Annotated in this window: 18 protein-coding genes; 9 read left to right on the forward strand and 9 right to left on the reverse strand. The window is 71.1% G+C overall.

Annotated elements, in window-relative coordinates; translation table 11 throughout:
- The first annotated feature begins 100 nt into the window (after positions 1-100).
- From ACQPZX_RS15725 to ACQPZX_RS15735, 3 genes are all read left to right on the forward strand, one after another.
- Positions 101-1,078, forward strand: a complete 978-nt coding sequence (locus tag ACQPZX_RS15725) for a cation diffusion facilitator family transporter (RefSeq protein WP_433380667.1) — start codon at positions 101-103, stop codon at positions 1,076-1,078.
- A gap of 320 nt (positions 1,079-1,398) precedes the next feature.
- On the forward strand, positions 1,399-1,935 hold the full coding sequence (locus ACQPZX_RS15730; protein WP_433380670.1) for an RNA polymerase sigma factor: 537 nt from the start codon (positions 1,399-1,401) through the stop codon (positions 1,933-1,935).
- Positions 1,932-2,546, forward strand: coding sequence for a hypothetical protein (locus ACQPZX_RS15735; RefSeq protein ID WP_433380673.1), 615 nt, complete (start codon positions 1,932-1,934; stop codon positions 2,544-2,546). Before ACQPZX_RS15730 ends, ACQPZX_RS15735 begins: the two co-directional genes overlap by 4 nt.
- On the opposite strand, the gene ACQPZX_RS15740 is transcribed toward ACQPZX_RS15735, so the two are convergent.
- Positions 2,543-3,664 carry a 5-methyltetrahydropteroyltriglutamate--homocysteine S-methyltransferase gene (locus tag ACQPZX_RS15740; RefSeq protein WP_433380676.1) on the reverse strand — a complete coding sequence of 374 codons (1,122 nt, stop codon included), beginning with the start codon at positions 3,662-3,664 and terminating at the stop codon, positions 2,543-2,545. The genes ACQPZX_RS15735 and ACQPZX_RS15740 overlap by 4 nt on opposite strands.
- A 312-nt stretch (positions 3,665-3,976) precedes the next feature.
- On the opposite strand from ACQPZX_RS15740, the gene ACQPZX_RS15745 reads away from it, so the two are divergent.
- A complete protein-coding gene (locus tag ACQPZX_RS15745; protein ID WP_433380679.1) occupies positions 3,977-4,582 on the forward strand; it encodes a LuxR C-terminal-related transcriptional regulator in 606 nt (201 codons plus the stop codon).
- Between the two features lie 22 nt (positions 4,583-4,604).
- On the forward strand, positions 4,605-5,138 hold the full coding sequence (locus tag ACQPZX_RS15750) for a VanZ family protein (protein WP_433380682.1): 534 nt from the start codon (positions 4,605-4,607) through the stop codon (positions 5,136-5,138).
- Here ACQPZX_RS15750 and ACQPZX_RS15755 read toward each other — a convergent pair.
- Positions 5,122-6,249 carry a glycosyltransferase gene (locus ACQPZX_RS15755; RefSeq protein ID WP_433380685.1) on the reverse strand — a complete coding sequence of 376 codons (1,128 nt, stop codon included), beginning with the start codon at positions 6,247-6,249 and terminating at the stop codon, positions 5,122-5,124. The genes ACQPZX_RS15750 and ACQPZX_RS15755 overlap by 17 nt on opposite strands.
- A 264-nt stretch (positions 6,250-6,513) precedes the next feature.
- On the opposite strand from ACQPZX_RS15755, the gene ACQPZX_RS15760 reads away from it, so the two are divergent.
- Genes ACQPZX_RS15760 through ACQPZX_RS15775 form a run of 4 tightly spaced genes read left to right on the forward strand, consistent with a single transcriptional unit; the run spans position 6,514 to position 11,324 of the window.
- Positions 6,514-8,388, forward strand: a complete 1,875-nt coding sequence (locus tag ACQPZX_RS15760) for a polysaccharide biosynthesis protein (RefSeq protein WP_433380688.1) — start codon at positions 6,514-6,516, stop codon at positions 8,386-8,388.
- Entirely contained in the window at positions 8,388-9,644 is a 1,257-nt protein-coding gene (locus tag ACQPZX_RS15765) for a nucleotide sugar dehydrogenase (RefSeq protein WP_433380691.1), read from the forward strand. The genes ACQPZX_RS15760 and ACQPZX_RS15765 overlap by 1 nt, the downstream gene beginning before the upstream one ends.
- The gene (locus ACQPZX_RS15770; RefSeq protein ID WP_433380693.1) at positions 9,641-10,285 is read left to right on the forward strand and encodes a sugar transferase; all 645 of its coding nucleotides are present in this window, start codon (positions 9,641-9,643) and stop codon (positions 10,283-10,285) included. The genes ACQPZX_RS15765 and ACQPZX_RS15770 overlap by 4 nt, the downstream gene beginning before the upstream one ends.
- Positions 10,263-11,324 (forward strand): hypothetical protein, encoded by a 1,062-nt coding sequence (locus ACQPZX_RS15775; protein WP_433380696.1) that lies wholly within the window; start codon positions 10,263-10,265, stop codon positions 11,322-11,324. Before ACQPZX_RS15770 ends, ACQPZX_RS15775 begins: the two co-directional genes overlap by 23 nt.
- Here ACQPZX_RS15775 and ACQPZX_RS15780 read toward each other — a convergent pair.
- The 7 genes from ACQPZX_RS15780 to ACQPZX_RS15810 are packed head-to-tail and all read right to left on the reverse strand — an operon-like array spanning position 11,229 to position 19,683.
- On the reverse strand, positions 11,229-12,458 hold the full coding sequence (locus ACQPZX_RS15780) for an FAD-dependent monooxygenase (RefSeq protein WP_433380699.1): 1,230 nt from the start codon (positions 12,456-12,458) through the stop codon (positions 11,229-11,231). The genes ACQPZX_RS15775 and ACQPZX_RS15780 overlap by 96 nt on opposite strands.
- An 8-nt stretch (positions 12,459-12,466) precedes the next feature.
- Positions 12,467-13,477, reverse strand: a complete 1,011-nt coding sequence (locus tag ACQPZX_RS15785; RefSeq protein ID WP_433380702.1) for a GNAT family N-acetyltransferase — start codon at positions 13,475-13,477, stop codon at positions 12,467-12,469.
- Positions 13,477-14,571, reverse strand: coding sequence for a hypothetical protein (locus ACQPZX_RS15790; RefSeq protein WP_433380705.1), 1,095 nt, complete (start codon positions 14,569-14,571; stop codon positions 13,477-13,479). Before ACQPZX_RS15790 ends, ACQPZX_RS15785 begins: the two co-directional genes overlap by 1 nt.
- Positions 14,568-15,743, reverse strand: coding sequence for an O-antigen ligase family protein (locus tag ACQPZX_RS15795; protein WP_433380708.1), 1,176 nt, complete (start codon positions 15,741-15,743; stop codon positions 14,568-14,570). The genes ACQPZX_RS15790 and ACQPZX_RS15795 overlap by 4 nt, the downstream gene beginning before the upstream one ends.
- Positions 15,740-16,984 carry a lipopolysaccharide biosynthesis protein gene (locus ACQPZX_RS15800; RefSeq protein ID WP_433380711.1) on the reverse strand — a complete coding sequence of 415 codons (1,245 nt, stop codon included), beginning with the start codon at positions 16,982-16,984 and terminating at the stop codon, positions 15,740-15,742. Before ACQPZX_RS15800 ends, ACQPZX_RS15795 begins: the two co-directional genes overlap by 4 nt.
- Complete coding sequence (locus ACQPZX_RS15805) at positions 16,968-18,482, reverse strand: protein kinase (RefSeq protein WP_433380713.1); 1,515 nt, start codon at positions 18,480-18,482, stop codon at positions 16,968-16,970. The genes ACQPZX_RS15800 and ACQPZX_RS15805 overlap by 17 nt, the downstream gene beginning before the upstream one ends.
- Entirely contained in the window at positions 18,469-19,683 is a 1,215-nt protein-coding gene (locus tag ACQPZX_RS15810) for a glycosyltransferase family 4 protein (protein ID WP_433380716.1), read from the reverse strand. The genes ACQPZX_RS15805 and ACQPZX_RS15810 overlap by 14 nt, the downstream gene beginning before the upstream one ends.
- Between the last annotated feature and the right edge of the window lies 1 nt (position 19,684).

Below are 19,684 nucleotides of genomic sequence, written 5' to 3' on the forward strand. Positions count from 1 at the left end.
TCGCACCATGCGGGAATCCACTCACGATCATGGCCACCACCCTGCTCGTTCTGCTCATGAGCACGGCCACGGCGGCGGCCTGGGGCATCGCCTCCGGCACATGGTCACGCCGCACTCGCACGACACCGCCGACAAGGTCGACCCGGCCATGGAGGCATCGCGCGAGGGCATGCGGGCGCTGTGGATCTCGCTGGCCGGGCTCGGCGTCACCGCGGCGCTGCAGGCCTTGATCGTGGTGTTCTCGGGCTCGGTCGCGCTGCTCGGCGACACCCTGCACAACGTGGCCGACGCGCTCACCGCGATCCCGCTGGGCTTCGCGTTCTGGTTCGGGCGGCGGGCGGCAACCCGGGCCTACACGTACGGTTTCGGCCGCGCCGAAGACCTGGCCGGCATCGTCATCGTGCTGGTCATCGCGGCGTCCTCGGTCGCCGCCGCCTGGTTCGCCGTCGAGCGCCTGCTCAACCCGCGGGAGATGACGCACCTGCCGTGGGTCTTCGCGGCCGGCGTGATCGGCTTCCTCGGCAACGAGATCGTCGCCCGCTACCGCATCACCGTCGGCCGCCGGATCGGCTCGGCCGCGCTGGTCGCCGACGGCCTGCACGCCCGCACCGACGGATTCACGTCGCTCGCGGTCGTGCTCGCCGCCGGCGGCGCGTGGCTGGGCTGGGGCTGGGCCGACCCGGTGGTCGGGCTCGCCATCACCGTGGCCATCGCGTTCGTGCTCAAGGACGCGGCGCGCGAGGTCTACCACCGCCTCATGGACCGGGTCGAGCCTTCGCTGGTCGATCAAGCTGAGCAGACCCTGCGCGGCGTCCCCGGCGTGCACGGCGTCTCCGGGCTGCGCCTGCGCTGGATCGGTCACCGCCTGCACGCCGAGGCCGCGATCGTCGTCGACGCCCGGCTCAGCCTGCTCGACGCCCACGAGATCGCCGCCGACGCCGAGCATCAGCTCACCCACGGGGTGCCCAGGCTGACCAGCGCCACGGTCCACGTCGACCCCGACAGTCACCCCGGCGAGTCCCACCACACCGACCTTTCCCACGACCGCCGCGACCGCCTGGCCGACACACCCCACTGACCGAGCCGGCCCGCGGGCGTTGATGATTTGGCGTGCGCTCCGCACCGGCCCGCGAGCGCTGATGATTTGGCGTGCGCCCCGCGCCGGCCCGCGGGCGTTGATGATTCGGCGTGCGCTCCGCGCCGCAGATCATCAAGATCGCGAGCGCGACGCGGGTGGGCGCTGCGGCGGTGGTGGGCGTTGATGAATTGGCGTGCGCTCCGCGCCGCAGATCATCAAGATCGCAAGGAGGAGGGGGCGGCGGCTCGGCATCCGGGGAAAACGGGGGGCTTGGCGTGAAAGAGTTCGGGCGGTGCCGGACATAGCTGAGGGTGGACCTGGTGAACGTGGACGCGCGCCGGCGGCGGTTCGAGGAGCTGGCGCCGGGGTGGATCGAGGCCGTGCGGCGGTATCTGGCGCGGCGCACCGATCCGGCGACCGCGGATGACGTGCTCTCCGAGACGCTGCTGGTGTGCTGGCGGCGGCTCGGGGAGGTGCCGGAGGACCACCTGCCGTGGGTCTACGCGGTGGCGCGCAACTGCCTCGCCAACGCCGAGCGCGGGCGGCGGCGACAGGAGCGGCTCGTTGCCCGGATCTCGGCGGTCGATCCACCGCCGCAGACGGTGGACGGGCCGGGGGAGAGGGACGACGAGGACCTGGCCGCGGCGCTCGCAGGGCTGCGGGCCGAGGACGCCGAAGTGTTGCGGCTGTGGGCGTGGGAAGACCTGACGGCGGCGCGGGTCGCGGTGGTTCTGGGCATCACGGCCAACGCGGCGAGCATCCGGCTGCATCGGGCCAAGCAGAAACTTCGCGAACAGCTGCGAAAGCTCGGCGACCCGGGCGGACATGAGGAGTCGACAGAGGGGAGACGGCCGTGACCGACGACGACCTTCGCGCGCGCCTGCGGCGGGCCGACCCGGCGGCGTCGCTGCCGGCGCTCGACCCCGACCGCGTCTCGCGACTCCTGGGAGAAACAATGACCTCATCGGCCGGTGCGGCACGAATCCAGAGATGGCGGCTTGTGGCAGTTGCCGCCGCTGTCGTGGTGGTGATCGCGGTGGGCGCCGGCTGGCTGCTGACCCGGCCCGATGACAAACCGTCGACACCGCAGGCGGGCGGCCCGGCAGCCTCGGCGACCACGGATGCCGGTGTCACCAAGTTGACGCTCACCGCCGTACGCGCGAAATGTCGTGAGCCGGAACCGGACCTCCTGGCGCAAGCTGCCGATTTTGCCTTTGCCGGCACGGTGACCGGCATTGCCGGGAATGACGTGCTGCTGAAGGTCACCAAGGTCTACAAGGGCGTGGCCACCGGCCAGGTGGAGGTGGCGCAGGCGGGAGACAGTTCCGAGCAGATGCTGGGGAGCGGGAAGTTCGAGACCGGGAAGGATTATCTCGTCGCCTCGGCGCAGGGTGTGGTGATGATCTGCGGCTTCAGCGGCGAGGCCGGCCTTCCCGGCCTGCGCGATCTTTACGACAAGGCCTTCTAGCCCCAGACCTCCGACGCCGTCTCGACGATCAGGCTCAGCTTGGCGACCTCCTCGTCGTAGGAGAGCGCGTTGCCGTCCACGGTCGAGGAGAAGCCGCACTGGCCGGAAAGGCACAGCTGCTCCAGCGGAATGTATTTGGCGGCCTCGTCGATGCGGCGTTTGAGCGAGTCCTTCGACTCCAGCTCGCCGCGCTTGGTGGTGACGAGGCCGAGCACGACCATCTTGCCGGGCGGCACGAAACGCAGCGGGGCGAAGCCGCCCGAGCGGTCGTCGTCGTACTCGAGGAAGAAGCCGTCGACGGCGAGCTCGGAGAACAGGGCCTCGGCGACGAAGTCGTACCCGCCGGAGGCCGCCCACGACGAGCGGAAGTTGCCGCGGCACATGTGGGTGGTCACGGCCAGTGAAGAGGGGCGGTCGGCGATCGCCGCGTTGATCTGCCTGATGTAGCGCAGGTGCTGGTGTTCCGCATCGTCGCCACGCTCGGTCAGCAGCTGCCGCTGCGACGGGTCGTTGAGATACGCCAGGCTGGTGTCGTCGAGCTGCAGGTAACGGCAGCCGAGCGCGGAGATGCGGCGGACCTGTTCCGCGTACGCCGCGGAGAGGTCGGCCCAGAACTGCTCGTGGTCGGGGTAGACGGCCGGGTCGATCGCGGCGAAACCGCCACGGTAGTGGACCATGCTGGGCGACGGGATGGTCAGTTTCGCCGTCACGCCGGGGTCGACGATGCCGGCGAGGAACGTGAAGTCGTCGCCGAAGATGGTCTCCTCGAGGCGGACCGGGGAGTCGATGGCGAGCGCCGCCGACTCGAAGTCGAGGTCGCCCTGCTCGTTGCGGAAGTGGACCTGGATCTTCTCGTCGGTGGGGTGGATGCCGCCGAGGCGATAGATGAAGTCCATGTGCCAGGAGGTGCGGCGGAACTCGCCGTCGGTGGCCGAGCGCAGCCCGACGTCGCGCTGCATGCGGACGACGTCGCGGATCGCTTCGTCTTCCACGGCGCGCAGCTCGTCGGCGTCCAGCTTGCCCTCGGCTCGCTGCTGCCGCGCGTCGAGCAGGCGTTGCGGCCGCAGGAGGCTGCCGACGTGGTCGGCGCGGAAGGGCGGGGTGTCGCGGAGCGTCATTGCAGGTAACCCCCAAAGACGTAAGGAGAACCGGATCATACTCCCGGCCATGTCCGGAAAATACATGAAATCCGATTTGTACCTTGTTTCAAAGGCATTTCCAAAAAATCATGAGGCACATTTCGGCTGGCCGCGACGAAGATCCGCCACATCTGGATCGGTCGATCGGCTAACGGTCGTGTGCGACTTGCCCGGGGGCAGTAAGTTTTTGAGCTGGACAAAAGAAAAGCAATCCGCGACGCCGGCGGCTCCGAATGGACACGAAGGCGTAGAAGGGTAAGTAGCGTCCCGTTTCTCTGGCGAGGTGGAGTCATGATCCGGGTTCTGGTGGTGCGAGACGAGGGGTATTTCGGGGTCCCGGTGCGCGCGCTCATCGAGTCCAAACCCGACATGCACTACGTCGCGACGTTGCCGCTCGACGGCGGCCTGGTCGAGCGGGCGGTGCAGCTGTGGCCCACGGTGATCGTCTTCGACACCGAGTACATGGTCAGCCAGCTGCTTCCCTTCGCCACCGACCTGCACGGCGCGATCCCGTCCTGCGCCATGCTGGTGCTCTCCGACCCGGCCAAACGCGGCATGCTGCCGCCGCGGCGGCGCGCCGCCGGGCTCAATTTCCTGGTCAAGGGGGCGTCCGAGGCGTTACTGGCCGATTCCGTACGGCGTCTGGCCAGCGGCGAGCGCGTCGTCTCGCCGATGCTGCAGGCCGCCTCGCTGAACGCCGACCGGTCGCTGAGCACGCGCGAGCTCGAGGTGCTCGGGCTGGCCGCCGAGGGAGAGTCGGTCAAGGACATCGCTAGCCGTCTCTATTTGTCGGGCGGCACGGTGCGTAACTATTTGTCGGCGATCATTTCCAAGACCGGCGCGCGCAACCGCCTCGACGCCATCCGGATAGCCCGAAAGGATGGCTGGCTGCACTGAGAGGAACGTACCGTGGGCAGGGATGCGAAACGACCAGTACGTCATCCCCGGGCCGCCGGTGCTCCTGCCCCTGGGCGTACTCATCATGGTCATTTCTTTTCTGGTCTTGCGCCGCCGCGGTGAATTGACCATGACACGGCTGCTCGTGACCTGGCTCGCGGGCTGGTACGCGGTGGCCGTGCTCGGCGCGACTCTGCTGCCGCTGCACCTGTCCTTCGGCGGCGATCCGCAGCTCTTCCGCATCAACCCGTTCCCGCTCACCCATGTCCGCCCGCGCGACTCGCTGCTGAACGTGGTGATGACGCTGCCGTTCGCCGCCGTCCTGCACGTCGTCTTCGGCATCCGCGACAAGATGCGGGTGATCCGGCTCGGCTTCCTGATGAGCCTGGCGATCGAGCTCACCCAGGGCGTGCTGATCCTGACCGTGCACGACAACCGCTGGGCCGAGGCGAACGATCTGATCGCCAACACGCTTGGCGTCTATCTGGGATTCGTCGCGTTCCAGTGGCTGCTGCGCCTGCCGCTGTTGCGCCGCGTCGTCAAGGACGCGGTGTGACTCGGCGCAGCCCGGCCTGCTCGTAGACCCGGGCCACCTCGCCGGCCAGGTGGTCGGCGTCGTAGCAGGCGCTGGCCGTGCGGGGCGGCAGGCGCCGGAAGTTCCGTTCCTCGCAGCAGAGCAGCTCGGCCCGCAGCGCGCGCGGCAGGGACTCGCGGTCGTGCGGGGTCAGGCGCTTGACGCCCTCGACGGTGGGGCGGAGGCCGAGCGGCTCGCAGCGGGCGTAGAGCGCCGGCAGGCCGGACGCGAGGGCCTCCAGCACGACGAGGCCGAAGGTCTCCTCGGACGGGGACGCGAAGACGTCCATGGCGCAGAGCGCCTCGCGGGCGTGGCCGACCGCGCCGGCGAAGACCACCCGGTCGGCGATGCCCTCGATGGTGGCGAGCTTCGCGAGGGCGTCGCGGGCCGGGCCGTCGCCGACGAGCAGCAGGGTGGCGCCGGGGACCTCGCCGAGCGCGCGGATGAGGCGGTCGAAGCGCTCGGCGGGCTCGAGACGGCCGATGCCGCCGACGACCGCGGCGTCCGGCGCGATGCCGAGGCGGGCCCGCGCGGCGGCCCGCAGGCGGGGGTCGAAGCCGAACTCGCCGGCGTCGACGGCCTTGGGAATGACCGCGATCCGCGAATCGGGGACGCCCCACTCGCGCAGCTGGGCGGCGATCGCGGGGCAGGGCGCGATGGTGACCCGGCCCAGGCGCTCGCCGGCCAGATAGAGCCGGTCGCGAAAACGGCCGCGGGACCGGCCGCGCCCGGTGTCGAGCACGTCGTGCCGGCCGTCGGCGGCGGTCAGGTCGTGCTCGGTGGCGACCACGCGCGGCACCCCGGCCAGGCGGGCGGCGAAGCGGCCGGGCACGCACGCCTGGCGCATGTGGGTGTGCACGAGGTCGAAGTGCCCGCGGCGGATGAGGCGGCGCAGCGGGCCGACGGTGGAGAGGTCGCGCCGGCCGCTCAGGTCGTGCACCGTGGTGCCGCCGGCGCGCAGCGCATCGGCGACGGCGCCCGGCGGGGAGAGCGTGACGACCTCGCTCTCGTGCGGCAGCCGGCTCACCAGGAGTCGCAGCTGATGCTCCGGTCCGCCGGCGGACAGCGCGCTGATCACGTGCAGCACTCTCATGCCGACTCCATTTTCATGACACCCCGGAATCGACGCTGCCAAACAATTCGCCACGAATAACAGATGCAAATGTCACGGGAAACATGAACACCTCCTCACGTCTGCCGAAATCCGATCAGGCACGTTGGATAGTCCGAAAGTGCTGGTAGATGCACGTGAAATAGGTAACGCGAACATCTCTCATGTTGCTCGTGACAATTGCTACTGTGCCGCGAACCGCGAACGAGGGACGCTCCGGAAAAGACAATTTCCGGAGGGATTCCCATGGAGGTACGGAGGGCCGCGCCTGGTGAATGGCGTACGGGCACCCCATGGTCGATGCTTCTGTGGGCTGCCCTACCAGGCCGGGCCGCGCGGGCCGGCGGCGACGCGCTGGCGCTCGCGATCGGGATGCTGATCGCGACGCTGCTGCGCCACGACGGCCGCGTCGAGTACCTCAACTGCGGTGGCCTCCTCGAGCTCGCCGCGGTGGCGGCGGTCGTGCAGACCGTGGCCGGCATCCAGTTCGGGCTCTACACCGGACGGTGGTCGTACGGCTGCTTCGAGGAGATCGCCGCGCTCGCCAAGACCGCCGCCGTCACCACGCCGGTGGTGTTCGTGCTCGACACGCTGCTGGGCCGGCTCGTGCCGCGCTCGGCGATCATCGCTTCCGGCCTGATCGTGCTCGTGCTCGCGGCCGGAATCCGGTACGGCGCACGCCTGCTGCAGGACTCGCGCCTGCGGCCGTCGCCGGAGCAGGGCAGCCGGGTGGTGGTGATGGGGGCCGGCGAGGGGGCGGCCCAGGTGGTCCGCGCCATGCTGCGGACACCGTCCAGCCCGTACGTGCCGGTTGCCCTGCTCGACGACGACCCGCGCAAGCGCGCCCTGCGGGTGATGGGGGTGCCGGTCACCGGGAACCGGCACGCGCTGCCCGAGGTGGTGCGCCGGTTCCGCGCCGACGCCGTGCTCATCGCCATTCCCAGTGCGGGCGCCGATCTCGTACGGGAGCTGAGCACGCTCGCCGGTGAGCTGAACGTGGACCTCAAAGTGGTCCCGCCGGTGGTGGAGCTGTTCGGCCGCACCGTACGCATCGAGGACATCCGCCCGGTCTCGCACGCCGACCTGCTCGGCCGTCGTGAGATCGGCATCGACCTCGCCGCGATCGCCGGCTACCTGGAGGACCGCCGCGTGCTCGTCACCGGCGCCGGCGGCTCGATCGGTTCCGAGCTGTGCCGCCAGGTGGCCCAGTTCCACCCGGACAGCCTCGTGATGCTCGACCGCGACGAGTCCGGCCTGCACGCCGTGCAGCTCTCGCTCGACGGCCGCGGCCTGCTCAACGACCGCAACCTCGTGGTCGCCGACATCCGCGACCAGCAGCGCCTCGACGAGGTGTTCCGCGAGCACCGGCCGCAGGTCGTCTTCCACGCCGCCGCGCTCAAACACCTGCCGCTGCTCGAGATGCACCCGTCCGAGGCGCTCAAGACCAACATCATCGGCACCTACCAGATGCTGCAGACCGCGCTGCGGCACGGCGTCGAGCGGTTCGTGAACATCTCCACCGACAAGGCCGCCGACCCGTGCAGCGTGCTCGGCTACTCCAAGCGCATCACCGAGCGGCTGACCGCGGCCGCCGACGAGTCGGAGTCCGGCACCTATTGCAGCGTCCGGTTCGGCAACGTGCTGGGCAGCCGCGGCTCGGTGCTCACCGCCTTCGAGGCGCAGGTGGCCAAGGGCGGCCCGATCACGGTGACCGACCCCGAGGTGTCGCGCTACTTCATGACCGTGCAGGAGGCCGTGCGGCTGGTCGTCCAGGCCGGCGCGGTCGACAGCACGCGCGAGGTGCTGGTGCTCGACATGGGCGAGCCGGTGCGGATCGCCGACGTGGCGCGCCGCCTGGCCGCCACGGCCGACACCCACATCCAGGTCGTCTACACCGGGCTGCGGCCCGGCGAGAAGCTGCGCGAGGTGCTGCTCGGGCCGGGGGAGGAGGACCGGCGGCCGCACCATCCGCTGCTGTCGCAGGTGCCGGTGCCGCCGCTGGACGGCGCGGTGCTGTCGCTGCTCGACCCGGCCGCGCCCCGCAAGGACCTCATCGCGGTGCTGCGGTGGCTAGCGGAGAGCCCGGCGCTGACGGTGGCACACAAGAACGGGAGGCACTGATGCGAGTCGTCATCGTGGGCCAGGGCTACGTGGGCCTGCCCCTCGCCGTGCGGGCGGCCCAGGCCGGGCACGACGTGGTCGGCCTCGACGTGGACGAGGAGCGGGTCAAGCGCCTCGCGGTCGGCGAATCCTATGTGGACGACATCGAGGACGCCGAGCTGCGCGAGATCCTCGACGCTGGATCGTTCCACCCGGCGAACGACCCCCGCGCCTGCGCCGGCTTCGACGTGGCCGTCATCTCGGTCCCGACGCCGCTGCGCGAGGGCCTGCCCGACTTGTCCTTCATCGAGCAGGCGGCCCGCACCCTGGCCCGCTACCTGAGGCCGGGCGCCACGGTCGCCCTCGAGTCCACGACCTATCCCGGCACCACCAACGACCTGGTCGCACCGCTGCTGGAGGAGGGCTCGGGCCTGGTCGCCGGCGTCGACTTCTACCTCGGCTACAGCCCCGAGCGCATCGACCCCGGCAACCAGGAATGGACGCTGGTCAGCACGCCCAAGGTGGTCTCCGGGATAAACGCGGCGTCATTAGTAAAAATCCGGGCGTTTTACGGCAGCGTTGTGGAGACGACCGTCCCGGTGAGCGACTGCCGCGTCGCCGAACTGGCCAAGCTCCTGGAGAACACGTACCGGCACGTCAACATTGCGCTGATCAACGAACTCGCCGTCTTCGCCCACGACCTCGGCATCGACGTCTGGGAGGCGATCGACGCCGCCGCCAGCAAGCCCTTCGGCTACCAGCGCTTCGTCCCCGGACCGGGCGTAGGAGGCCACTGCCTCCCGATCGACCCGTCCTACCTGTCGTGGCGGGTGCAGCGCGCCCTCGGCCAGAGCTTCCGCTTCGTCGAGCTGGCCAACGACATCAACAACCACATGCCCGACTACGTCGTACGACGCCTGGTCGCCGCCCTCAACCGGCGGCGCAAGGCCGTCAACGGCTCGACCGTGCTGCTGCTCGGCCTCGCCTACAAGCGCAACAGCGGCGACGCCCGCGAGTCGCCGGCCCGCCGGATCGCCGCGCTGCTGCTCGAGATGGGCGCCGACGTGCGCGCCGCCGACCCGCACGTGGTCGAGGACGCCCACATCGACCGCCGCGTCACCCGCGTGCTGCCGACCGCGGAGCAGCTCGCCGCCGCCGACGCCGTGCTGCTTCTCGCCGACCACGACGCCTTCGACCTCGACCTGGTCGTCCAGCACGCCGGATACGTCCTCGACACCCGCCACCGCCTCACCGGCCCGACCGTGGAGTCGCTATGACCCGGACATTGTGGGATTTCGCCAACCGGCTCGCCGCCGCCATCGCTCTCGTCCTGCTGGCGCCGGTGCTGCTCGTCATCGCCGCCTGGATCCGCATCGCCGACGGCAAGGGCGTGCTCTTCGTCCAGGACCGGGCCGGCCGCGACGGCGTGCCGTTCCGGATGCTGAAGTTCCGCACGATGGTGCACGACTCGGTGAAGATGGCCCGGGAGATCGGCCTCAGCGACCCGTTCGGCCTGCTGCGCGACGACCCGCGGATCACCCGGTGCGGGCGGTTCCTGCGCCGCACCAGCCTCGACGAGCTGCCCCAGCTGGTCAACGTGCTGACCGGGCGGATGGCGCTGGTCGGCCCGCGCCCCGACGTGCTGCCGCAGGTCGCGAACTACTCGGCCGAGGACCGCCGCCGCCTCGAGGTCAAGCCCGGCATCACCGGCTGGGCGCAGATCAACGGCCGCGAGGACATCGACTGGGCCCAGCGCTTCGTGCTCGACCGCTGGTATGTCGACCACTGGTCGCCCGCGCTCGACCTGCGCATCCTCTGGCGGACCGCGGTCTCGCTGCACCGCGCGGAGCCGCCCGTCCACGTCGACGAGCTCAACATCCAAAGGGCACAGGCCCATGAGGTACGCCGTGCCGCGTGAGATCGGCTCGGAGTTCCACTGGGATCCGGCTTTCCTGAGCGCCGCCGGCGACGATTGGCTCCCGGCCCGGCACGAGCTGTACGCCACCGGCTGCGGCGCCCTCAGTTCGCTGCTGCGGCACCTGAATCCGCTCGGCCACCTCCACATCCCGTCGTACTTCTGCATGGGGGTGGCCGAGGCGCTGGCGGCCGACGTGCCGATCGCCTTCTACCGGCACCTGCCCGACGACGGCGGCCCGCAATGGGAGACGCTGCACGCGCGCGACGGCGACGTCGTGCTCGCCCAGAACCTGTTCGGCCGCGACGAGGGCGAGCCGTGGAACGACTGGATGGCGGCGCATCCCGGGGTCACCGTCGTCGAGGACCATTCCCACGATCCGCTCAGCGCCTGGGCGCGAGCCAGCCGCGCCCCGTACGCGATCGCCTCGATGCGCAAGACGCTGCCGGTGCCCGACGGTGGCCTGATGTGGTCGCCGACCGGCCGGGAGATCCCGCGGCCGGAAGGCCGCGCCGGCGACGGCGCCCAGCTCAAACTCGCCGCCATGCTGCTGAAATCGGCCTGGCTGGACGGCCGCCCGGTCCACAAGGAAGCCTTCCGCGCCCTGCAGCAGCGCGGCGAGCGCACCCTGCTCGGCAGCGCCGGCCCGGCCAGCCCGTTCACCGCCGCCGTGCTCCCGCTGCTCGACGCGAAAGGCTTGCGGCAGAGGGGAATTGACAATGCCCTCGCGCTCGCCGCCGAGGCGCCGGTCCGGGCCGGGCCGTTCCGCGCCCAGTTCCTCTGCTTCTCCACCACCGAACGCGACGCCCTGCTGCGGCACCTCGCCGCCGAAGGCATCTACGCGCCGGTGCACTGGCGGCAGGACCCCGAGGGGCTGTGGAGCGGGGACGACGAGGCGGCCGAGCTGGCCGCGTGCATGCTCACCATCCCCGTCGACCACCGCTGCTCAGCCGACGACGTCCGCCGGATCGGGAAGGCGCTGCTGGCCTTCGGCTGGCCCGCCGAGCCCGGGCCGGCGCCGAGCCCGGCTCCAGCGGCGTAGCGTCAGCGCCCACCGCAGCATCGCCCGCGGCGGCCCGCCCTGCGTCGTCACGTGCAGCAGGTAGCGCCACAGCGGGTACGCGCCGCGCCGGTTGGACAGGGCGTAGGAGAACTGCTTCCCGGGCAGATCGCCGTGGTCGGGCATCCGCTCGAACCACTCGCTGCTCGCCTTCGCCGCCTCCTGCAACGGCGCCAGCTGCGAGCGCCGGCGGTCCTCGTAGCGCTCGAGCGCCACCGGCAGGTCGTCGGCCGTTTCCAGGGAGGTGGCCAGTGCCATCGCGTCCTGCATGGCCAGCTTGGTGCCCGAGCCGATCGCGAAGTGGGTGGTGTGCGCGGCGTCGCCCATCAGCACCACGTTCCCGTGGTCCCAGCGTCGGTTGGTGACCCGGCGGAAGGTCAGCCAGCCGGTGCCGCCGGTCTCGGCCCGCTGGTCGATGAGCGGCTCGCCGTCGAGATGCCGGGCGAAGATGGTGCTCAGCCGGTCGCAGCCGTCGCGGCCGGTGAGCTCACCGAAGCCCAGCCCCTCCCACGTCTCGGGCGTGCACTCCACGATGAACGTGCTCGCCTCGTCGGTGAACGGGTAGGCGTGGAACCAGATCCAGCCGGCCTCGGTCTTCTCGAAGCCGAACGTGAACGTGCGGAACACGTGCGGCGTGCCCAGCCAGATGTAGCGGTTGCGGCCCAGCTCGACCTCGGCGCCGAAGTGCTCGGCGTCGCGCTCGCGGATGCGGCTGCCGGCGCCGTCGCACGCCACCACGAGGTCAGCCGGCGGCAGATCGGACACATCGGCGCGGTAACGAAGGTCGACGCCGAGCTCGGTGGCGCGCTCGGCGAGGATGTCGAGCAGCCGGTGCCGGCCCAGGCTGAAGCCGTACCCGGCAAGGTAGTTGACCGGTTTGCCGGTGGCGCGCACCTCGTACTCGTCCCACTTGTAGGCCGCGTCCCAGATCCGCTGGGCGCTGACCGGGTCGTGCCGGAACAGGTCGTCGAGCAGGTCGTCCCAGAACACCACGCCCCAGCCGTAGGTGACGCCGGCCGGGTTGCGCTCCAGCACGGTGACCTGATGCCCGGCCTTCGTGGCCAGGACCGCGAAGTAGAGACCGGCGGGGCCGCCGCCGACGCAGGTGATCCGCATGGTGGCTCCTATCGGTAGGACGGGAAAGTGGCGGCGAGATCTTCCGGGTCCGCTTGCGGTTTCCGGTCATTGACCAATTTCTCGTACGCCGGCGCGTCGGCGACCACGCGCCAGGTGTGGAAGGGGTGCCGGCTCGGCGAGAAGCCGGACTTGTACGAGAACAACGAGTCGTTGGCGCCGCCCTTGCCCCCGCCGAGGTGGAAGACGGTGTCGCCGCGCGCCTTGCAGAACCGCCGCACCTCGTCGTAGAGCATCTCGTCGGCGTACCGGCCGCGCGCGCGGCGGGTGGAGGAGACGTAGCCGGTGGCGATGCCGTCGTGCTCGAAGAACGTGTTGCCGCCGACCACCTCGTCGCCCTCGAGCGCGACCGCCAGGTGCATCCGGTCACCGACCGCGTCGTGCAGGGCCGCCAGATGCTCGTACGTGAAGAAGTAGTAGTCGGAGGCGCCCACCCGGCGCATGTTGTCGTGGTAGACCGCGACCCACTCGGCCAGGCGGTCCCAGTCGTCGAAGACGACCTTGGTGCCGGCCCGGCGGGCGCGGTTGATGTGGTTGCGGTGGTCCGATCGGGTCTGGCTCCACATCTCGTCGAGGCTCACAGCCAGATCCATCGAGACCGTCTCCCCGTGCGTGACCAGGCAGCCATGCTGGCTCAAGACGCCGAGCTCCGCGTCGAGGAGGGGATGCATCCGCACGAAAGCGGTGACGATGCCTGCCTCCCGCAGCGTCTCGATCATGTTGGCGCAGGCCCGATCCCAGAAGGCGGGGTCATCGGTCGAGCTGACCGGCGCGGGATAGCCGTAGGGCGACAGGGCATCGCGCAGGTCGCTCTCCGGGATGTCCCGCACGATCAGCGGCATGAGGAAGACCTGGTCGCCCTCGGCGTGGTGGAATGCCGCCGGCGATCCGCCGTAGAGACCGGCGTCGAGGACCACATACGCCGGCTCGTGGTACATGTCGTGGCGGAGCCGAGGCAGGGCCGAAGCCCATTCGGGCGCCTCAGGCGTGATCAGAGACATCATCCCCCCTTGAGAATCCGGGCGTTGAGCGCCATGTTGGCGGCGAACTGGTCGTTGACCACCCGGTGGTCGTCGAGCCGAAGCTGCGCGCCCGCGTCGAAGCGCCCGAGCTTGACGAAGCCGTCGGAGAGCCACCCGTTGTCGGTGCCGCTGCCGTCCACGTATCCCTTGTAGGTCGTGCCCCCGGGCCAGACCACCTTCGTGAGCAGCGAGGCGAACGCGGCCATCTCCGCCCCCGTCCAGCCGGCCTCCGCGACGTACGCGATGACGCCGTTGCCGTGACTGACGTCCTGCCCGGGCCTTTTCGCCGAACCCCAGCGATCCGACCAGAAATAGGCGGTCGGCTCGACCGGATTGCGGCGCAGCTGACCCCGCAGCCGCCGGTCGATGGCGCCGGCGACCGACTGGTAGCGCGCCTTGCGCGCGGTGTCGGTGGTGACCTGGGCGAGGTTGTGCGCGATCAGCGCCCAGTGCGCCGCGAGGTGGGTCCGGTCGCGGTAGATGGTTTCATCCGCTCCTCGCGAGTACCACTTCTCGAAGACGTTCACCTCGGCGAAGTCGAGCAGCCGCCGGTAGCGCTCGCCCTGCACCCGGCCGTCGCGCATCGCGACCAGCAAAGCGGTGCCGTAGCGCCAGAAGTAGCTCTCGTAGAGCGGCACCTCGTCGCCGCCCTCGCCCGACTTCGACGACGCCCAGCCGAGGTAGTTGTCGTGGAAGCTGCTGTGCCGCAACGACTTCGACGGCGCCGCCGCGGTGGCGACGTTCTCCACGAACTGCAGCGCGCGGTCGAGGTAGCGGTTCTCGCGGGTCGCCCGGTACATCGCGACGCACGAGTCGACGGAGTAGGACAGGTCGTAGTGGTCCCAGCTGTCCGGCGACTTCGACATCGGCGTGCTGTTCGCGTACTGGTAGTCCCAGCTCTGCATGAAGACGTTCGTCCAGTCGGCGACCGTGCGGAGCTTGGCGGTCGGCGGCGGCGAGGCCGGCTCGGCCGGCAGCGGCGTCATCATGGCCGGGACGTCCTTGTCGTGCCCGCAGGCGGCCAGCGCCGCGGCCGCGACGCCGAGCGTGAGGAAGCTCCGCCGGGTGGTCATGTCAGGACCAGCTTTCGCGAAGGGACGACCGCGGCCGCGGCGGCCAGCGCGGCGAACAGCCACGCGAGCCGGGCGTCGTAGTAGTCGCCGGAGAACAGGCTGCTGAGGGCCACGAAGACGGCGGCGGAGGCGGCGAAGCCGGTTCCCCGGTGACCGCGGATGGTGCCGGCCCAGAGCACGATCGCGGTGATCAGCAGGCCGATTCCGATGAGCCCGCCCTCGGCGGCGACGCCGAGCAGGTAGTTGTGCGGGTACTCGACGCCCTGGTTGACGCCGATCGTGCCGTAGAAGCCGTCCAGCCCGGTGCCGAGGACGGGATGGTCGACGGCGAGCTTCCCGGCGGCCTGCCAGATGCTGGTGCGGTCGGAGAGGTAGTGGTCCTGCACGGTCTGCTCGACGAACCGCTCCTGGAACAGGCTGGTGAACGCCGGCGGCGCGAACTGCCAGGCGATCCCGGCCGCCACGACGAGCCCGACGCCGGCCGCGACGACCGGCGCGGCCCGCAGCCGGTGCCGCAGCCTCAGCAAGGCGGCCGCGCCGACCGCGGCCCCGGCCAGCAGGCCCGCCCGCGAACCGGAGAGCACCGCGGCTAGCAGGAACAGTGGCACCGCCCCGAGAATCCACAAGCGACGGTAGTGCAGATACAGCGCGATCGCGGCGATGATGCCGAGGATCTGGATCCGGACGAAGACGTTGGGGCCGCCGCCGAAGGCCGAATACCGGCCCTGCTCGCCGGGGCCGTTGATGAAGATGGCGGCCAGCGCGAAGACGATCCCGGCCGCGTAGAACAGCCAGAACGTGGTGCGCACGACCGACTCCGGGTCGCCGATCGCGTACAGGTAGAAGGCGACGGTCAGCGCGGCCATCAACACTAGATCGAGCGTCTGCGGGCCGACCCGGGCGGCCGACGGCGCCCACAGGCCCGAGGCGATCTGATAGAGGAAGAACAGCACGGTCGCGATGAGCCAGCCCTCGCGGCGCTCCTGGCCGACGGCGATCCGGGGGCGGCGGGCGATGTCGACCACGAGCACGGCGAGCGCCGCGGCCAGCCCGATCACGCGCAGGTCGACCCAGGCGAGGTCGGGGAAGCCGGCCCGGTCGAGCGTGAACCGGCCGCCGATCGCGACCAGCATCAGCACCAGCGCGGGCGCGAGGAAGACGCGGCGGCTCATAGCCGGTCACCCGCGAACCGGGTGATGACGAGCGCGAAGACCAGCCCGGCGCCGTAGCCGATCAGCGAACCCCAGGCCGCGCCGGCGATGCCGTGCGCGGGGATCAGCAGCAGGTAGCAGGCGAAGCTCACCACGAACCCGGCGATCTCGGCGGCCGACACCAGCGTGCCGTGGCCCTTCGCGACCAGCAGGCCGAGGCTGATCCGGGAGAGCGCGTAGAGCCCGGCCGCGAGCACCAGCGGCAGCACGACGGCCTTGGCGGGCGCGTAGTCCTCGCCGAAGACCGGCACGATCAGCAGGTAGAGGCCGCCGGCCACGATCGGCGCGACCACGAGCACGTAGAGCGCCGCGGCGACCACGATCGGCCGGGTGCGCAGCTTCCCGTCGCGGTGCGCGGCCCGCCAGCGGCCCAGCCGCGAGTCGGCGTAGGCGCGCAGCGGCCAGGCCAGCAGCTCGGTCATGGTGGCGACGGCGGTGTAGAGGCCGAGCGCGGTGGTCGATGCCAGCGCGGGCAGGGCGAGCCGGTCGGAGCGCAGCATCGCCATGTTGGAGATGGCGGCCGGGAACAGCGCGACGCCCTGGCGCCGCACGAGCCGGTTCTCGTCGCTGACGCCGCCGCCGGGCATCCGCAGCCAGTAGATGACGTAGCCGAGCGTGGGCGCGAGGCAGGCGACGATGTAGGAGCCGAGCCACAATTCGGGGCTGTCCACCCGGGCCAGGAACAGCACGGCCATGACGGCGAGCAGCAGGATCGACTCGATGACACGCGAGGCCAGGAAATCGTGCACGCGCCCGGCCGCGATCGCGACCGAGCGGCTCGCGAGGCTGGCCGCCTCGACGATCGCGAAAATGGTCACCAAGGCGATCACGACCGGGCCGGGGGTGAGCCGGCTGGGTGCGATCATCGCGTACGCCGCCGCGGCGGCCACGCCGAGCAGCGCCGGCGCCACGAGCAGGCGTCCGTAGAGCCGTACCGCCGTGGCCGGCGGCACCTCGTGGTAGGCCGCCACGAAGCTGCGCTCGGTGCCCAGCAGCAGCGCCTGGGTGGCCAGATAGACGACCTGCAGCAGGAGCGCGACCTCGCCGCGGTGGGCGGGGGTGAGCGCCCGCACCATCATGATGTTCGCGGCCAGCGCCACCACGCCGATGAGAAGCTGCGACGCGACCAGCTGGACGTAGGGCTCGCGCAGCCGCTCGCCGAGCCAGCCGATCGGGTCGCGTCTCTCAGTCGCCTGCGTCATCGTTCTGCGCTTGCTTGCTCTGTACCGGCAGGTTTTCCGGCTCGGGTGTCCCGTCCGGCCGGATGGTGACCACCGTGGCCTGACCGCGCGGCTTGTTCACCCGCGCCCGCCCGCTGACCGGACCCGGATCCGGCGTGATGACCATCGTCTCGGCGGCCTCGCCGTCCCCGGTGACCAGCCCGAGCCCACCCGCGCCGGGAACCGCGGCCCGGTCCTTGTGCCAGCCGGTCCCGCTCGGCAGCTTGCGCGGCAGCGCGTTGAGGACCGCCCCGGCCAGCTTGGCCCCGACCCGCTCGAGGAGGTCCTTCGAGCGCTGGACGTCCGCGACCGGCGTCCGGTTGGCCCGCACCACCAGCAGCGAGCTGTCGGTCACCTTGCTCAGCACCACGCCGTCGGCCACGCCGTGCAGCGGCGGCGCGTCCACCAGCACGACGTCGAAGGTCTCGGTGAGCGCCCGGACCGCGGCGCCGAGCCGCGGCGAGGCGAGCAGCTCGCCCGGGTCGGCCGCGGGCATCCCGCACGGCACCACGGTGAGCCGCCCGTCGAGCGAGTCGCGCAGCACCTCCCGCACCGACGCCCGGCCGGCCAGCACGTCGGCCAGCCCGGGCCCGGCGTCCAGCGCCAGATAGCGGCCCACGCCCGGGGTACGCAGGTTCGCGTCGACCAGCACCACCCGCGAGCCCGTCTCGGCCATCGCGATGGCGAGTCCGCAGGCGACCGCCGTGGTGCCCTCCTTGGCGTGGCTGCCGGCCAGCATCAGCGAGGAGCCGCGCGATCCCCGATCCGTCTCGGGGAGCAGGCTGCGCAGTCGCCGGAAGCCCTCGGCCAGCGCCTCGCCGGGCAGACCCGACGAGCGGCCGATCGAGATGACGCCGACCGCGCCGAGGCCGAGCCGGCGCAGGTCGTCCTCGTCGCTCACGGTCTTGCGGGTGGCCTCCCGCACGGCGACCGCGATCGCGCCGACCAGCAGGCCGAGCACGGACGCGAAACCGAGGTTGCGCACCAGGTTGCTGGGCTCGCGGGTGGTCACCGGGTCCTGGGCGACGGTGACCGACGGCTTCGGCCCGTCGGCCGCGGCGGGGCTCGGCGGGTCGAGCTGCTTGGCCAGGACGACGAGCGCGTTGGTGGCGGTGGTGACGATCTGCCGGCTGCGGGCGGCGTCCGGGTCGGTGGCGGTGACCACAAGCAGGTCGGTGCCGTCCTGCACCTGCGCCGAGAGGCTCGCGCGCACCTCGTCGGCGGTCAGCGGCGGGCCGATCTTGCTGACCACGTTCGAGGCCACCCGCGGGCCGGTGAGCAGCGCGATGTACGAGTTGAGCCGGCTCGCCTTGGCGTCCGGGTCGCCGGTGCCGGTGGTGATGAACAGGACCATCGACGACCGGTAGGCCGGCGGCGAGGACAGCGACAGCCCGGCCGCCACGCCCGCCGCGATCAGCACCGGGACGAGCAGCCAGGGCCATCGGCGCCGGCAGGCACGCACATACTCACGCAGCTCCAACGCGGTCCTCCGCCCGGGTCAGCACCTGTTCGAACTGGTCGAAGAGCAGATCGCGGGAGAAGCGCTCGACGGCCAGGCGGTGCGCGGCCTCGCGGGCCCGGCGCAGCCAGTCGGCGTCGCGCAGCCGGTCGGCGAGCAGCTTGCCGGCCTCGTCGGCGTCGCTCGGGTCGAGCACCAGCCCGGCGCCGGTCTCGCGCAGCAGGTCGGCCTGCCAGCCGCCGTAGTTGACGGCGATGGGCCGGGAGGCGGCGAGCGCGTCGAAGAACTTGTTGGCCGAGTTGTCCCACAGAGCGCGGATCGGCCGCACGAAGCTCGACGACATCGTCGCGGCGCCGAGAATCACCGGCAGGTCGGCCTTGGGGACCTTTTCCCACATGTGCACGGTCGTGTCGAGCAGCCCGTGCGCGGCGGCGAGGGCCTTGGTCGACTCCCATTCCTTGCCGTGCCCGACGATGAGCACCTGGATCTCCGGGTCGAGCTCGCGCATCCGGCGCGCGGCCCGCACGAGGTATTCGACCCCGTTCACGGCGCCCAGAGCTCCGGTGTAGACGATCAGCGGCCGGTCGTCCAGCCACCGGTGCTCCTCGCGGAAGGCTCGCACCGCTTCCGGCCGTACTCCCTGGAACAGCTCCAAATCCGCGGCGTTGGGGATCATCGTGACCTTGGTTTGTGGCCGGCGGGCGGTCACGCCCGCCGCCATGCCCGGGGAAAGCGCGACCACCTCGGTGGCGTTGCGGTAGGCGAAGTTCGCGAGACCGCAGGCCAGCCTGCGCGCCAGCGGATGACGCAGCGCGCCCATCTCGATCGGGACCTCCGGCCACAGGTCGCGCACCTCGAAGACGAACGGCACGCGGCGCAGCTTCGCGGCGATGACGCCGGGCACCGCGACCGTCAGAGGCGTGCTGGTGGCGAAGACCAGATCGGCGTCGAGCCGCGCGGCTTTCGCCGCGGCGAGCACCATGAACTCACCGAAGGCGCGCAGGCGGCGGGCATAGGACATGTGATTCGAGTACGGGATGGGGAACCAATGCACGGTGACGCCGTCGTCCACGGTGACCCGTCTGGGGCCGCCGCCGATGTCGGTGGTGATGACGTCGACCGTGTGGCCGCGCGCGACGAGCCGCCGCGCCTGCTCGTAGGAGCGGATCCCGCCGGTCATCCCCGGATTGCAGTAGTACTGGTGGATGTAGACGATGCGCAAT

This window comes from Actinoplanes sp. CA-142083 (assembly GCF_050942195.1).
In the GTDB taxonomy this organism is placed as follows: Bacteria; Actinomycetota; Actinomycetes; order Mycobacteriales; family Micromonosporaceae; genus Actinoplanes.